This window comes from Acidobacteriaceae bacterium (genome assembly GCA_028283655.1).
GTDB lineage: Bacteria > Acidobacteriota > Terriglobia > Terriglobales > Acidobacteriaceae > Granulicella.
Map to the genome: position 1 here is coordinate 2,465,623 of JAPWKE010000003.1, position 15,006 is coordinate 2,480,628.

Sequence of the window (15,006 nt, forward strand, 5' to 3'; positions counted from 1 at the left end):
CAATGGCACGGCTGAAGCCGTGCCCCTTCGTGTGCGTGGAGAGCTGTGAATATCGGCGCTCTAGAAGGGGCCTGAGGTTGATGAGCGCGGCGAGACGTGGTTCGGGAAACGATGTTGCACAGGCAGCACAAAGGCCGGCGAGTGATCGCCGGCCTTTGTGCTGCCTGTGTGCGGTTGGGCTTAGGAGAAGATTTCCTTCATCTTGCCGAAGATGCCGCGGGCGTGTGGCTTGTTGTCGACTGCGAGCGTGCCGTCGAGCTGCTTGAGCAGAGCCTTCTGCTCCTTCGTGAGCTTTGAAGGAGTTTGTACGCGAACTTCGACGATGAGGTCGCCCTTGCCGTGTGCGTTGAGGTGTGGGACGCCCTTGCCGCGCAGACGGAACTCCTTGCCGCTCTGCGTGCCTTCGGGAACCTTGATCGTCTCGGCGCCGTGAAGGGTTTCGATTTCGAGTTCGGTACCGAGGGCGGCCTGCGGGAAGCTGATGGGCATGACGCAGTGGAGGTCGTCGCCGTCGCGCTCGAAGAACGAGTGCGGCTTCACGTCGAGCAGGATATAGAGGTCGCCGTTGGGGCCGCCGAAGCGCCCGGCGTCGCCTTCTCCGCTGTAGCGGATGCGGGTGTCGCCTTCGACGCCTGCGGGGACCTTCACCTGGATGGTGTGGTCCTTCTGCGTGCGACCGTCGCCACGGCAGGTCTTGCAGGGGTTCTTGACGACCTGGCCGGTGCCGGAGCAGACGGGGCAGGTGCGGGCGACGGAGAAGAAGCCCTGCTGCGAACGAACCTGTCCGCGACCGCCGCACTGCTGGCAGGTCTCGGGCTGCTTGCCGTTCTCAGCGCCGGAGCCCTTGCAGTCGACGCAGAGGTCGGCGCGGCGAACCTTGACTTCGCGCTCGGTGCCGAAGACGGCCTGCTCGAAGGTCAGCTCCATTTCGAAGCTGATGTCGCGACCGCGTTGCGCGCGCGAGGCGCGACCACGGCCACCCATGTTGAACATCTCGCCGAAGAGATCGCCGAAGATGTCTCCGAGATCGCCCTGCTGGAAGCCCTGTCCGAAGGGGCTGCCGCCGCCGAAGCCACCGGGGCCACCGTTGCCGACGCCTGCGTGGCCGTAGCGATCGTAGGCAGCGCGCTTGTCGGCGTCGCTGAGGACGGAGTAGGCTTCGCTGCATTCCTTGAACTTGTCTTCGGCATCCTTGTTGTCCGGGTTGCGGTCAGGATGCCACTTCATCGCGAGCTTGCGATAGGCGGTCTTGATTTCTCCGTCTGACGCTGTGCGCTCGATTTCCAGAATCTCGTAGTAATCAGCTTTCATCTCTGATGTCGCCATCTTTCGTCTTTCCCTGGTCGCCTTGCGCCTCAGGGGCTAAAACCCCTGGATGTAACTTGCGTGATGGCACGGCTGAAGCCGTGCCGTGCCGTTCGTGCCTGCGCTGGTTACGCTTCGCGCTGGGCGCTGTTGGTGGCGATCTTGACCAGCGCAGGGCGGAGGAGCTTGTCGCGAAGCTTGTAGCCACGGCGGATCTCTTCGAGAACCTGATGGTCGGGCACGTCGGCGCGCTCTTCGGAGCCGAGTGCTTCGTGGACGCGGGGATCGAACTCTGCGCCAACGGTTTCTACAGCCGTGACGTTCAGGTTGCGGAGTGCATCTTCCATCTGCTTCAGAATCAGTTCCACGCCCATGCGGAGCTGGTCGGCCGAACCGCCGGACTTCAGCGCGAGCTGGAAGTTGTCCATTACGCCGAGGAAGGGTTCGACGGAAGCCTGCACGGCGTAGTCACGAGCGTCCTGCTTCTCTTTGACCTCGCGCTTGCGGGCGTTGTCGAACTCAGCCTGCAGGCGTGCGAGACGGTCCTTCAAGGCGTCGCGTTCGCCGCGTGCCTGCTCGAGTTCGGCGGTTGCACCCATCTCGACGATTTCGCCTTCGAGCGGGGCTGCTGCTGCCTCTTCTGCTTCGACTGCGGGCATATCGTTCAACTCGTTCATCTCATCCTGTGTCTTCATTGTGGTGTCCTTTTCTGTTGTCCGCGCATGAGCGGCGAACCACTCTTTGATTGGGTTCATCGTGTGCGCCTTCGTTTCTAAAATCGTGGAGCCTCGGAGTCACGTCCGAGGTCGAGCACGCGATCGAAGAGACCGGCGATGTAGCCGACCGCGTTCATCGTGCTCTGGTAATGCATACGCTTGGAGCCGAGTACACCCACAGTGGCGAGGCTGTCGCCTGCGACGCGAGCGGGTGCGGCGATGAGAACGAGCCCGGCCATCTCCGGCGCGGTGCGTTCGAGGTCGAAGACGACGCGCACAGTCTCCTGCTGCGAGTCGACGTAAGCGTTGAGCAGCTCGATGAGCCGCTCCTTGGCTTCGAGCGCGGCGAGCATGGCGCGAAGGTGCTCGCGGTCTTCGCCCTGGCCAACGAGGTTGGCGACGCCTTCAATGAAGACCGTCGGCGCGCTCTCAACCGAGGGCATGGCGCGGGACCAGAGCTCCTGCGCGGCGGTGAGCATCTGCTGATACGCCGAGCGCTCGGTCTCGACGAGGCGGGCGAGGTCCGCACGCACGGCGTCCAGCGACCAGCCACGGAAGTGCTGGTTCAGGAAGTTGGAGGCGGCTTCAAGCTCGTTGATGCCGAGGTCACGTTCGACGACGAGCATGCGATCACGCACCATGCCGCCGCGCGTGACGAGCACGGCGAGAACACGACGATCGCCGAGGCGTGAGAAGTGAACATGCTCGAGCAGGTCGGTTGCGGGGCGGACGCCCATCGCGACGCCGACGCCGCTGGAGAGCATGGCCAGCACCTGCGAGCTGCGTTCGAGGAGGGCTTCTCCGCCGGCGACGCCAGCGAGGCTGAGGTCGATGCGGGACTCCACCTCGGCACGCGACAGGCCGGGCAGGCTGCCTGCTGTGCCACGGCCGAGCGCTTCGACGTACATGCGAAACGCGGCGGCAGACGGTACGCGGCCCGCTGAGGTGTGCGGCTGCTCGAGAAGGCCTGCGTCAAAGAGCGAGACCATCTCGTTGCGGATGGTCGCAGGGCTGGCCGCGACGGACGCAATGAGGCTGGAACGCGCGACCGCGCCAGAGCTGACCGGTTCTCCCGTGGCGATGTAGCTTTCCACGATCGCCATCAGGATGTCGCGCTGCCTTGCCGTCAATGTGCCTGCGTTCGCCATGACCCTCTGATTAGAGTGAGGCGAGGCTGCAAACGTCGCAGCACCGCCCCTGCCCTTACTTTTCTACAGAATTTCCAGTACGCCGTCGCTCTTGGCGGCAGCCTCTTCGGCACGCTCCGCGATCTTCGCCGCGATGAGCCGGAACTCCTGCCCACGCGCGGAGCTTTCGCCCGCGAGTGCTGCCGGAAGACCGCGGTCGCCGGACTCGCGTACCTGCGGGTCGAGGTCGACGGAGCCGAGGAAGTTGAGGCCGAACTGCTTGGCGGTCTGCTCCGTGGAACCAGCGCCGAAGACGTCGAGGACGGTGCCGTCGGGCAGCGTCATCTGGCTCATGTTCTCGACCATGCCGAGGACTTCGACGTTCACCTGGTGGAACATTTCGAGCGCCTTGCGGGCGTCTTCCAGGGCGACGGAGGAACCCGTGCTGACGACGACTGCGCCGGTGAGCGGAACGGTCTGGACGAGCGAGATGACGACGTCACCGGTGCCGGGAGGCAGATCGATGAGGAGGAAGTCGAGCTCGCCCCACTCCACCTGCTGGAGGAACTGGCGGATGACGCCGTGGAGCATTGGTCCGCGCATCACCATGGGCTTATCGCCGGGGGAGATGAGGCCGATGGACATGAACTTGACGCCGTGCGCGGTGAGCGGCTCGATGCGGCTGCCGGGCAGTACGGTCGGCTGGCGCGAGAGACCGAGCATCGTCGGCACATTCGGGCCGTAGATGTCCGCGTCGATGAGGCCGACCTTGTAACCAAGCTTGGCGAGGCTGACGGCGGTGTTCACCGCGACGGTGGTTTTGCCGACGCCGCCTTTACCGGAGCCTATGGCAACAACATATTCCACGCCCGGCAACGGCTGAGGCTGAGGCATTCCCTGTCCACTGTTTCCCATAACTAAACTCTCTTTCTTTCTGCTCGCGGCCTAAACGTGCCACTCGGGCGGCAAGGTGGCGCGAAGTTCTTTCTTACGGAGCATTTCGCCGGCGCGCATTTCACGGCGGGCGGCGGCGTCCTCAAAGCGACGCTTCTGATGCTCGGTTTCGGGTACGACCTGAGGCACGGCCAGCTTCTTGCCGAACATGTCCACGGCGACATAGGTGAGGTAGGCGGTGGCGACGTGGCGCATCCTGCCGTTGCCGAGTACGTCTTCGACCATGGCCTTCACGCCGACTTCCATGCTGGTCTTGAAGGCGCGGTTGACGCTGGCCTTCAGGATGAGCAGTTCGCCAACTTTGACCGGTGAGACGAAGTCGAGGTGATCCATGCTGGCGGTGACGGTGACGGCGCGCGAGTGGCGCACGCTGGCAACAGCGCCGACGAGGTCGATGAACTGCATGAGGCGGCCACCGAAGAGATTGCCCAACGGGTTGACGTCATTGGGGAAGATGATTTCGCTGCGCTCGGCCTGTGACTCGGCGACCGTGCGCGAAACTGCGGTTTCGCTCATGGTTTTTATTCTAAATCGGCGGTCAAATTCAGGCTGTTGCGCAGGCTATCTACAATAGAGAGATGGACCGTATTGCCGCGCTGACCGAAATCGTGAACATGAACCCCGCCGACAGCTTTGCCCGCTATGGACTCGCCATGGCGCTGGCCGCCGAAGGGCGCAATGACGAGGCGCTGGCCGCGTATGTGGCGACGACGGAGCAGAACCCGGACTATGTTCCGGCGTACCAGATGTCTGCGCAGCTTCTGCTGAAGCTGGGGCAGACGGATGAGGCGAAGGCTCGGGTCGAGGCCGGGTTGGCCGCTGCCGCGCGCACGGGCAACGCCCATGCGCAGAGCGAGCTTGGCGCGATGCTGGATGAGTTGAGCTAGACCTTCTGACTGAAGCCCGTTTGGCCCGAGATTTCGCCTGGAAGTTGAGGAGCGTGGGCTGAGCCCTCTTTCAGTACGAAATCGCTGGTGGGCAGGATGCGTGTCGTCGGGAAGGCTTCGGGGTACTTTTCGCGGATGAAGTGAATCATCTTCTCGCGGACGTCGCAGCGCAGGTCGAAGTTCTTGCCGGAGTCGGTGGAGCTCATGAGGCAGCGGACCTCCATGGTGCGTTCGGAGAGGTTTGTTACCTGCAGGCCGAGCACCTTGCCGTCCCAGAGCGGATGCGGCTTGACGATGCGGTCGAGTTCGGCGCGAAGGTCGTCGACCGGAACAGCGTAATCGACATAGAGAAACGATGTGCCCATGATGTCTGAGCTTTCGCGCGTCCAGTTCACGAACGAGTTTTCGATGAACCAGCTGAGCGGCACGATCAGACGGCGCAGATCCCAGATTTTGATGACGACGTAGGTGGTGGTGATCTCTTCGATCTTGCCCCACTCGCCCTGCACGACGACGACGTCATCGAGGCGGATGGGTTCGCTGAGGGCGATCTGCATGCCAGCGAGGAAGTTCGAGGCACTCGACTTGGCGGCGGTGGCGAGCAGCAAAGAAGCGACTCCGGCGGAGGCCAGAAGGCCCGAGCCGTACTGCCAGATACGCGGGTCGTTGAACGTCCAGAGCAGAGCGCCCGCGGTGAGCACGATCACCATGCCGATGGCCATGCGGCGGAAGACGTGGAACTGCGTATGCACACGGCGCGCACGCATATTGTTCTCAGCGTTGAGGTCGTACTTGCGGAGGAAGAGGCCCTCCCCCACGTAGACGCAGCCGACCGCGAACCAACCGAGGCTGGCGACGATCGCCATCAGAAGCCAGTGGTGAACGGTGGTATCAACTTTATCTGACAGCCCGGGGATGAGCGGCAGGGTGACGGAGACGCAAGTAAGCAGAAAGATCGCTCGAGCCGGACGTCCGAGGTTTTTCTGGATGCCGAGCCCCAGGCCTACGGTCTGGGCTTCTTTCCGCCGTAGCAGGCGGAAGAGAACATAGTGCACTACGTTGGCCAGCACGATGGCCGCGCAGAAGACAAACACCACCAGATACCAGCGGTGCGGGGAGTGAATTCCTAGCATTCACAACTCCTCTTCTTTATTCGGTTATGGCTTCCGAGAGCGCGCCCGTACCCACTGCACGAGCCGCAAAGTGTCGCTTCACGGTTAGAAGCCTTTACGGGGCGAACAGCTGCCTGAACCTTCTGCCAAAGTTGGGACATCTATACTTTTAGCTATGTCGCAGACTGCCTTTCCTTCCACACTCGGCCAACTGAAGCTCGATCCTCGATTTACGCCCGAACGCGTCAACCGCAGCGTAAAGGACGAGCTTCGCGACAACCTGATTGTGCGTCTGCGCGAGACTGCGCCGGGCGGCAAAAAGGCTGGTGAATCACTTTTCCCCGGCATCGTCGGCTATGACGACACGGTCGTTCCGCAAGTGGTGAACGCGCTGCTGTCGCGCCACAACTTCATTCTGCTGGGACTGCGTGGGCAGGCGAAGTCGCGCATTCTGCGCTCGCTGACGACGCTGCTCGATGCGCAGGTGCCGTATGTTGCAGGCAGTGAGCTGCGCGATAACCCGTACCAGCCGCTGAGCAAGTTCTCGCGCGACCTGATTGCTTCGCTGGGCGACGATACGCCGATCGCATGGATGACGCCGAACGACCGCTACATTGAAAAGCTGGCCACTCCGGACGTGACGGTTGCCGATCTGATCGGTGACGTGGACCCGATCAAGGCGGCGCGCAGCGGCCATGAGCTGGGCAGCGAGCTAACGATGCACTACGGCCTTCTGCCGCGTGCGAACCGCGGCATCTTCGCGATCAATGAAGTGCCCGATCTCGCCGGCAAGATTCAGGTTTCGCTCTTCAACATCATGCAGGAAGGCGACGTCCAGATTAAGGGCTACCCGGTTCGCCTGGAGCTTGATGTGGCGATCGTGTTCTCCGCCAACCCGGAGGATTACACGGCGCGCGGCAAGATTGTGACGCCGCTGAAGGACCGTATCGGCTCGGAGATCCGCACGCACTATCCTGAGTCGCTCGATGAGGCGATCTCGATCACCGAGCAGGAGGCGTGGACGGCACGCACCTATGCGCCGGGCGAAGAGGCGATCTCGAACATCGAGATTCCGTTCTACATCCGCCAGATCGTGGAAGGCATTGCGTTCTCCGCACGCGACGACAAGAAGGTCGACAAGCGGTCGGGTGTTTCGCAGCGTCTACCAATCTCTGTGATGGAGCTGGTGGTGTCGAATGCGGAGCGCCGTGCGCTGCTGCATGGCGAGTCGCTGGTGGTGCCGCGAGTGGGCGACATCTTCGCTGCGCTGCCGGGCATTACGGGCAAGATCGAGTTGGAGTACGAAGGCGAGATGAAGGGCGCGGATCAGGTGATCCGAGATATCATCCGCCAGTCTGTCGCGGCGACGTATGACAGCTACTTCACGGACATGAACACGCAGCAGATTGAGCAGTGGTTCAACCTGGGTGGGCAAATCGAGTTGAACGACAAGCAGTCTGCAGCTTCGGTGCATAAGTCGATGCAGGAGATTCAGGGGCTGTTCGATAAGCTGGGTCCGCTGAAGCTGAAGCAGCGTTCGCCGAGCGAACACCTTGTGTCCGCTGCGGAGTTCCTACTGGAAGGGCTGACGGCGCACAAGAAGATTTCGCGCTCGGAGGGCCGTACGTTTACAGCGGGCGAGAAGAAGCGTCGGAACGAGGATGCGTCGCAAGCTGCAGAGCGGCTGCGCGAACGCGAGCAGGAGAAGGCGTTCAACCGGACGCGCCGGGGCTTCAACTAGACCGTTTCCACCACGGAACAAAAACGCAAAGAGGCGGCCCAGGGCTGCCTCTTTTGCGTTTCAAGATGCTCTATTTCCAGACGACGATCAAAAGAGAGCTTCGACAGAATCTTTACATTCCTCTCGCGGACAAGTGTTGTTTTGCAGGCGTATATTCGTGGCGCACGCCGGGAAACGAGCCGGTTTCGCGACGCGCATACGTTTGGCAAAGGAGCACGTCAGCATCATGGCAACCGCATCGATTCCCTCCCCCGCACAAAGCATTCCCGGACTTCGCGAGCGCTACGACAACTACATCGGTGGTCGTTGGGCTGCGCCAAAAGCTGGTCGGTACTTCGATAACGTCACGCCGGTCACCGGCGAAGTTCTCTGCCAGATTGCACGCTCCGACGCGCAGGACATAGAACTGGCACTGGATGCAGCCCACGCCGCCGCACCCGCATGGGGACGCACCTCTGTCGCAGACCGTGCGCGTACGCTGGAGCGGATCGCCCAGCGCATGGAAGACAATCTAGAGCTGATTGCGACCGTCGAAACCTGGGACAATGGCAAGCCGATTCGCGAGACGATGGCGGCCGATATCCCGCTAGCGATTGACCACTTCCGCTATTTCGCGGGCTGCATTCGCGCACAGGAAGGCGGCATCTCCGAGATCGACAACGATACGGTCGCGTATCACTTCCATGAACCGCTGGGCGTGGTCGGCCAGATCATTCCGTGGAACTTTCCGATTCTGATGGCGACGTGGAAGCTTGCACCTGCGCTGGCTGCAGGCAACGCCGTTGTGCTGAAGCCAGCAGAGCAGACGCCGCTTTCGATCCTTGTGCTGATGGGGCTGATTGAAGACATTCTGCCTGCGGGAGTGCTGAACATTGTGAACGGTTTTGGCCTGGAAGCAGGCAAGCCGCTCGCCTCCAATCCGCGCATTCGCAAGATCGCATTCACCGGCGAAACGACGACGGGCAGACTGATCATGCAGTATGCCTCGCAGAACATTATCCCCGTAACGCTGGAGCTTGGCGGCAAAAGCCCGAACATCTTCTTCGCCGACGTGTTGAATGAAGATGATGCGTTCTTCGACAAAGCGCTTGAAGGCTTTGCGATGTTTGCGTTGAACCAGGGCGAAGTTTGCACCTGCCCTTCGCGTGCGCTGATTCAGCAGTCTGTTTATGAGCGTTTTATGGAGCGGGCGATCAAACGCGTCGAAGCAATCAAGCAGGGATCGCCGCTGGACAAGGTCACGATGATTGGTGCGCAGGCATCTTCAGAGCAGATGGAGAAGATTCTTTCTTACATCGATATCGGCAAGCAGGAGGGTGCGAAGGTGCTGACCGGCGGCGCACGCAATGTGCTGGAAGGCCAATTGGCAAAGGGCTTTTATGTGCAACCGACGATCTTTGAAGGCAACAACAAGATGCGCGTCTTCCAGGAAGAGATCTTTGGGCCGGTGGTTTCGGTGACGACGTTCAAGGATGAAGAGGAAGCACTCGCGATTGCCAACGACACGCTCTATGGGCTGGGTGCAGGTGTGTGGACGCGCGACATCAACCGCGCGTATCGCTTCGGTCATGAGATTCAGGCCGGTCGCGTATGGACGAACTGTTATCACGCCTACCCTGCGCACGCAGCGTTTGGCGGATATAAGCAGTCGGGCATCGGGCGTGAAAACCACAAGATGATGCTCGAGCATTATCAGCAGACGAAGAACATGCTCGTCAGCTATAGCCCGAACAAGCTCGGCTTCTTCTAGAGCGCAACGCAGGACAGGGCTGGAGGAGCCGAGTGCGTCTCCAGCCCCCAACGTTAAAGGTCAAAGCTTATGAGCGATTGCGCGATTGAGGTTCCGATTCAAGTGCAGATGACGCCTGCTGCGAGTGCACTGCTGCGCAAACTCATCACGCAACATGGGCCTGTGCTGTTTCATCAGTCAGGCGGATGCTGCGATGGCTCTTCGCCGATGTGCTATCCGCGGCAAGAGTTTCTTGTGGGCGATCACGATGTGCTGCTAGGCACACTGGAGGAAGGCACTCCGTTCTATATCTCCGCGCCGCAGTTTGAGTACTGGAAGCATACGCAGCTTACCGTCGATGTTGTGCCGGGGCGCGGAGGAATGTTCTCGCTGGAGAACCCGGAGGAGTTGCGCTTCCTGATTCGCTCGCGAGTGTTTCGCGAGGAAGAGATTGCAGCACTGCGCAACGCCGGGCGAATCTAACGTACGAGGAGTATGCTGATCGACAACATGCGAATCGCTGCTCTCCTCGCCACTCTAGCCGTTACCGCTTCCACCGCCCACGCGATCAATAGCAAGGCCTCCCTTGTCGACGTGGCGAAGCAGCCTGCAGTGCTTGCACGTCATGCAGAGCTTGCGCCCGTGCTGGCCAAGCTTTATCACTGCTCGGCGACGTCGCTGATTCCTTCGCCGATTGGCCGTATGGAGATTCCGCATCACTATCTGAACGGATCGAGCGGCCCGACGAACCCCGCGGAGCATGCAGCTACTGAGACTTACATCCACTTTGAATCGCGCGTAACCGCAGGGATGAATCGCTACCTCGCCACCGGCGATCAAGCCGAGGCCAACTGCGCGCTGGAGCAACTGGATGCCTGGGCCAAAGGCGATGCACTGCTGAATTACGATCCGACGGACAGCTCGCAGGCCTGGTACCAGAGCGAGTGGACATTGGCTTCAGTAGGCGTTGCGATGACCGTGCTCGTGAACGATCCGAAGCTCGATCCAGCTGCGGTGCAACGGGTGACTGCGTGGCTTGATAAAGCGACGAATAAGCTGGTCAGCTTTGAGCGTCCGGGCAAGGACAACAACAATCACCATTACTGGCGCGGACAGGCTGCGATGAGCGTAGGCATTGTGGCCAAGGACAAGAAGCTTTATGACTTTGGTGTGACCACCTACAAGCAGGCTGTTGCTGATATCGACGAACGTGGCGCGTTCCCGAAGGAGATGGCGCGGCATGAGAACGCGATCCACTATCAGGCGTTCGCACTGCAACCGCTGATGATTATTGCTCAGCTTGCCAGCCGACAGGGTGACGACCTCTTCACCTACTCCGCGAATGGACGCAGCATTCGCGACGCCGTAGTTTTCCTCGGCAAGGCAGTCGATGATCCTTCGCTGGTGAAGCCTTATACGAGCGATCCGCAGAAGATGGGCTTCAGGAACGGCGACCTTGCTGTGATGGCGTTTTACGTGACGCGGTTTGGTACGCAAGGCTTGTCCACGGCCATCGTCAAGGCTGCGGCCGAACCCTCGTTCACCTCCCGCAGCGGCGGCGACATGCTGCTTTTCACCACCAAATAGAAGGCACGGACAGGCTGGAAATTATTTACATTGAATCCGTAAATAAAAGCTAATATGGGACTTAGCTTCCGCCTCACAATTCAGAAAAGACTGCGAGACACCATGGTCACTGTGGTTGCGCGTCCGGTAATGAAGCGTGCTGATGATATTTTCTTCACCAGCCTGTCCGTCCTCATGCTGCTCATCGTAGTCGTTGGCTTTGCGCCGAGCTACTTCCTCAAAGGCGCAGTCTTTGCTCATCTTCCGAGCCTGCTGGTTCATCTGCATGGCGCGGTGTTTTCGGCGTGGATCATCCTGCTCCCGATCCAGTCATGGCTTGTTGCAGCGAACAACATCCGGCTCCATCGAAAGCTTGGCGTGCTGGGTGCGGTGATCGCCGGACTAATGGTTGTATTTGGCGTGATGGCTCCGTTTGGTACATTGCGCCGCGGTGCAACGGTACCGCCGTTCTTCACACCAGCGTCGTTTCTTATCGACAACGTCATCGGCATGATTCTCTTCGGCGCGTTTGTGGCCGTGGCGATCTGGCAGCGCAATAACCGCAAAGTTCACAAGCGGCTCATCCTCATCGCAAGCACAATGCTGATGCCTCCGCCACTTTCCCGCATTGTGTTCATGCAGCATCACTCTGCACTGATCGGGCTGATTCCACTGGGGATGATTGTCGCGATCTTTGTCTTCGACCTTTTCACGTGGAGGCGTCCGCTGCTCGTAACCATGATCGGCGGATTGATCTTCGTGGGCTCGCAGCCAGTGATGGACGTAGCGACGCGAAGCTCTTTTGGGCAAAGGTTGACCGTGTGGGCGCAGCATCATCCTTGATGGCGCACGTTGCCAGAAACGAGAAAGGCCCGGTATCGCGAGTGCGACGACCGGGCCTTTTCTCTTTGGCTGCGTGAACGTTATCGCCGCTTGGCGACCCACTCGACTGCGCCGCGCACCATGTCTTCGTGTCCGAACGACTGCTCAGGGTGAGGCGAGATGACGAAGACACGACCATCGCCGAACGTGCCGCTTGCCAGGGCCGTGGTGCCGATCATCACGCCGTGCGGAGCGCCCTTCAGAGCGACTTCGCTATCGAACGTTGCGACAGTGGTGTACGGCGGCAGGCTCTTGTCATCGTACGGAGCCAGCAACGGGCCCTGGTGATACATCACGATGGGCTTGTCGTTCTTCTCGCCAATCTGCTGCTTGCCTTCCTTCGTGAAGCCGAGTTCGACATCACCACGGCCACGCGCCCAATGCTCGCGGTCCACGACCTGAGCGTTCAGAATCTTCAGCTGGTAGTCCTTATCTGCTGCAGCGAGGTACGCTCCGGCGCAGATGCCGAGGTAACCGCCGCCACCACGCACAAACTTGCGAATTTCTTCGCGACCTGCGGGTTCGAGCTGCGCAGCCTGCGCCTTCGAACCACCACCGCCCTGCACGATAACGTCGAAGTCCTTCAGCGCGCCGGCGCGGATCTGCTCAGCCGTTACGTTGGTCAACTGATAATGCTCAGGATCGCTGCCGAAGACGCGCTCAAAGTCGCGCGGGGTGCGCGGGCTTCCCTTGTCGTCATACACCGCGATGCGAATCGGCACAGGCTTCTTCGCAGGAACGTCCTGCGCTACGGCTCCGCCCACACAGACACACATCAATACCGCCGCTACCAACAGCTTCTTCAAAGACATCTCTCCCTGCTTGAAAATCTGCTCTTACGCTACGCTGTTTTGCAGCCCATGTCGGCATCGAAAATGTTTATAACTATCGCAAATTCGATTGACGTTTCTTATGCTTAAGACATGAGCACGAACAATACTCGCAGCGTCTTCGAAGCTACCGCCGCCACCTATGATCACGACCGGATGAAGCTGATCCCGGGCTATGAGCGTTTTTATGCCGCCGCGCTGGCGCTGGTTCCTGGCGAGGCGCTCACGATTGTCGATCTCGGCGCAGGCTCCGGGCTCTTCTCCGCCATGCTGTACGCGGCGTTCCCGAACGCAGAGCTTTACCTCGTGGATTTTTCGACGAACATGCTGGAACTGGCGAAGAAGCGGCTGGGTGAGTCGCCGCGTGTGCACTATGTGCTCGCGGATTACAGCACCGAGGCCCTGCCCACGGATGCGGACGCTATTGTTTCGGCTCTCTCCATCCATCATCTGGAGGACGACGCAAAGCAGGCGTTGCTGCCTCGTATTCTCGCGGCGCTGCGCCCTGGGGGAGTTTTTGTGAACGCCGACCACATCGCCGGGCCCACGCCTGAGGCTGAAGAGATCTATCAGCAGCGGTGGCTAGCCGCGATTCGCGAGGACGGGGCGACCGAGCAGCAGATCAGCGACTCGCTCTTCCGCCAACAGGAGGACCGACGTTCGCCGGTGGCTGAGCAGCTTGGCTGGATCGCGGCAGCGGGCTTTGCGGACGTCGATTGCTGGCATAAGGACAACTCGTTTGCGGTAATGACCGGAATTCGCCCCTAACGGCCAGATTCTTTAGGGCCAGATTGAGGTCAGGAAATGCCCTCTGGCCCAAAGAATCCTCATAGCGGCGAAAGCGTCTTATCCTTATAAGCAGAGCAGAGAGGACGCCCACCGCATGAAACTGACACGCTATACCCGCTTCAATGGTGACCTGTCCACGAGCTTCGACCTCGAGGACCTCATGCAGTCGCTCTCCGACTTCCTGCTCGACTCCGGTTTTCAGGACCCGTTTTCTCCGTTTGCCAATGATGGCGAACAGACGATGGAGAACCTGCGGGATGCGATCAAGCAACAGTTGGACTCCGGCGAGCTGCTCGACGAAGACTCCCAGGACCAGTACGACCAGTTGCCGGACGAAGGCAAGGACGAACTCGTCGACAAGATTATTCAGCGCATGAAGGATGAGGCGTACCTCTCCGCTGAAGACCCCAGCGATGCGCAAGGCAAGGGCGAAACCGGTGAGGGTGAATCCTCAAAGTTCGAAGTGACGGACAAGGGGATGGACTTCCTCGGCTATAAGGCACTGCGAGAGTTGCTGGGCCCGCTGGGCAAAGCTTCGGCTGGACGCCACTCCACGCTTTACGAGGCTGCCGGTGTGGAGACCAACGGTTCGTCCAAGCCGTATGACTTTGGCGACTCGTTGAACCTCGACATTACGTCGACGCTGAACAGCGTGTTTGCGCGCGAAGGGATGCCCGCAGACGGCAAGCTGAACCTGGAGTACAGCGATCTCCACGTCCACCAGTCGGACTTCTACTCAAGCTGTGCGACGGTTGTGCTGCTGGACTGCTCGCACTCGATGATTCTGTACGGCGAAGACCGCTTTACGCCTGCCAAGCGCGTGGCGATGGCTCTGTCACACCTGATTCGCACGCAATATCCAGGCGACTCGATTGACCTGGTGCTCTTCCATGACTCGGCTGAGCATATTCCGATTCAGGAGCTTCCGCGCGTGAAGGTGGGGCCACACTACACAAACACCCGCGAGGGTCTGCGTGTGGCGCAGCGAATTCTGAAGCGCTCGTCGAAGGACATGAAGCAGATTGTGATGATTACCGACGGCAAGCCGTCGGCGCTGACGCTCGATGATGGTCGCATCTACAAGAATGCATTTGGGTTGGACCCGATCGTGATCGCCGAGACGCTTGAAGAAGTGAACCGCTGCAAACGGGCAAACATCATGATCAACACGTTCATGCTGACGGATGATTATCCGCTGGTGCAGTTCGTGCGGCAGGTTTCGGCGATGTGCAAGGGCAAAGCCTACTTCACGACTCCACAGACGCTGGGCAATTACCTGCTGATGGATTTCATGAGCCGCCGAGCGAAGCATATCAACTAGTCCGCCAGCCACGTTGGAACAGATATTGGAAGCACGATCAAAGTAAA

At 60.1% G+C, this 15,006-nt stretch carries 15 protein-coding genes; 8 read left to right on the forward strand and 7 right to left on the reverse strand.

Annotation, left to right across the window (positions count from 1 at the left end):
- Positions 1 to 180: 180 nt before the first annotated feature.
- The 5 genes from dnaJ to PW792_13545 form a co-directional block, all read right to left on the reverse strand.
- Positions 181 to 1,326, reverse strand: a complete 1,146-nt coding sequence (gene dnaJ / locus PW792_13525; GenBank protein MDE1162947.1) for a molecular chaperone DnaJ — start codon at positions 1,324 to 1,326, stop codon at positions 181 to 183.
- A gap of 107 nt (positions 1,327 to 1,433) precedes the next feature.
- A complete protein-coding gene (locus PW792_13530; protein ID MDE1162948.1) occupies positions 1,434 to 2,060 on the reverse strand; it encodes a nucleotide exchange factor GrpE in 627 nt (208 codons plus the stop codon).
- A 17-nt stretch (positions 2,061 to 2,077) separates the two neighbouring features.
- Positions 2,078 to 3,169: a heat-inducible transcriptional repressor HrcA gene (gene hrcA, locus PW792_13535; GenBank protein MDE1162949.1), complete on the reverse strand. Its 1,092-nt coding sequence runs from the start codon at positions 3,167 to 3,169 to the stop codon at positions 2,078 to 2,080.
- A 63-nt stretch (positions 3,170 to 3,232) separates the two neighbouring features.
- Entirely contained in the window at positions 3,233 to 4,063 is an 831-nt protein-coding gene (locus PW792_13540; GenBank protein ID MDE1162950.1) for an Mrp/NBP35 family ATP-binding protein, read from the reverse strand.
- Between the two features lie 30 nt (positions 4,064 to 4,093).
- Complete coding sequence (locus PW792_13545) at positions 4,094 to 4,618, reverse strand: acyl-CoA thioesterase (GenBank protein MDE1162951.1); 525 nt, start codon at positions 4,616 to 4,618, stop codon at positions 4,094 to 4,096.
- A gap of 62 nt (positions 4,619 to 4,680) precedes the next feature.
- Here PW792_13545 and PW792_13550 point away from each other — a divergent pair, with 62 nt between their 5' ends.
- Entirely contained in the window at positions 4,681 to 4,989 is a 309-nt protein-coding gene (locus tag PW792_13550; protein MDE1162952.1) for a tetratricopeptide repeat protein, read from the forward strand.
- Here the strand turns inward: PW792_13550 and PW792_13555 are convergent.
- Positions 4,986 to 6,122: a mechanosensitive ion channel gene (locus PW792_13555; GenBank protein ID MDE1162953.1), complete on the reverse strand. Its 1,137-nt coding sequence runs from the start codon at positions 6,120 to 6,122 to the stop codon at positions 4,986 to 4,988. The genes PW792_13550 and PW792_13555 overlap by 4 nt on opposite strands.
- Positions 6,123 to 6,276: 154 nt before the next feature.
- Between PW792_13555 and PW792_13560 the strand changes: the two genes are divergently transcribed.
- The 5 genes from PW792_13560 (at position 6,277) to PW792_13580 (ending at position 11,980) form a co-directional block, all read left to right on the forward strand.
- On the forward strand, positions 6,277 to 7,842 hold the full coding sequence (locus PW792_13560; protein ID MDE1162954.1) for a sigma 54-interacting transcriptional regulator: 1,566 nt from the start codon (positions 6,277 to 6,279) through the stop codon (positions 7,840 to 7,842).
- A gap of 226 nt (positions 7,843 to 8,068) precedes the next feature.
- Complete coding sequence (locus PW792_13565) at positions 8,069 to 9,592, forward strand: aldehyde dehydrogenase family protein (GenBank protein ID MDE1162955.1); 1,524 nt, start codon at positions 8,069 to 8,071, stop codon at positions 9,590 to 9,592.
- 69 nt (positions 9,593 to 9,661) lie between these two features.
- Positions 9,662 to 10,054 (forward strand): DUF779 domain-containing protein, encoded by a 393-nt coding sequence (locus tag PW792_13570; GenBank protein MDE1162956.1) that lies wholly within the window; start codon positions 9,662 to 9,664, stop codon positions 10,052 to 10,054.
- A 12-nt stretch (positions 10,055 to 10,066) separates the two neighbouring features.
- Positions 10,067 to 11,158: an alginate lyase family protein gene (locus tag PW792_13575; GenBank protein ID MDE1162957.1), complete on the forward strand. Its 1,092-nt coding sequence runs from the start codon at positions 10,067 to 10,069 to the stop codon at positions 11,156 to 11,158.
- Between the two features lie 129 nt (positions 11,159 to 11,287).
- The gene (locus PW792_13580) at positions 11,288 to 11,980 is read left to right on the forward strand and encodes a hypothetical protein (protein MDE1162958.1); all 693 of its coding nucleotides are present in this window, start codon (positions 11,288 to 11,290) and stop codon (positions 11,978 to 11,980) included.
- A gap of 80 nt (positions 11,981 to 12,060) precedes the next feature.
- On the opposite strand, the gene PW792_13585 is transcribed toward PW792_13580, so the two are convergent.
- Complete coding sequence (locus PW792_13585; protein ID MDE1162959.1) at positions 12,061 to 12,831, reverse strand: BPL-N domain-containing protein; 771 nt, start codon at positions 12,829 to 12,831, stop codon at positions 12,061 to 12,063.
- 111 nt (positions 12,832 to 12,942) lie between these two features.
- Here PW792_13585 and PW792_13590 point away from each other — a divergent pair, with 111 nt between their 5' ends.
- Positions 12,943 to 13,617, forward strand: a complete 675-nt coding sequence (locus PW792_13590; protein MDE1162960.1) for a methyltransferase domain-containing protein — start codon at positions 12,943 to 12,945, stop codon at positions 13,615 to 13,617.
- 115 nt (positions 13,618 to 13,732) lie between these two features.
- Positions 13,733 to 14,959, forward strand: coding sequence for a VWA domain-containing protein (locus tag PW792_13595; protein ID MDE1162961.1), 1,227 nt, complete (start codon positions 13,733 to 13,735; stop codon positions 14,957 to 14,959).
- Positions 14,960 to 15,006 lie beyond the last annotated feature (47 nt).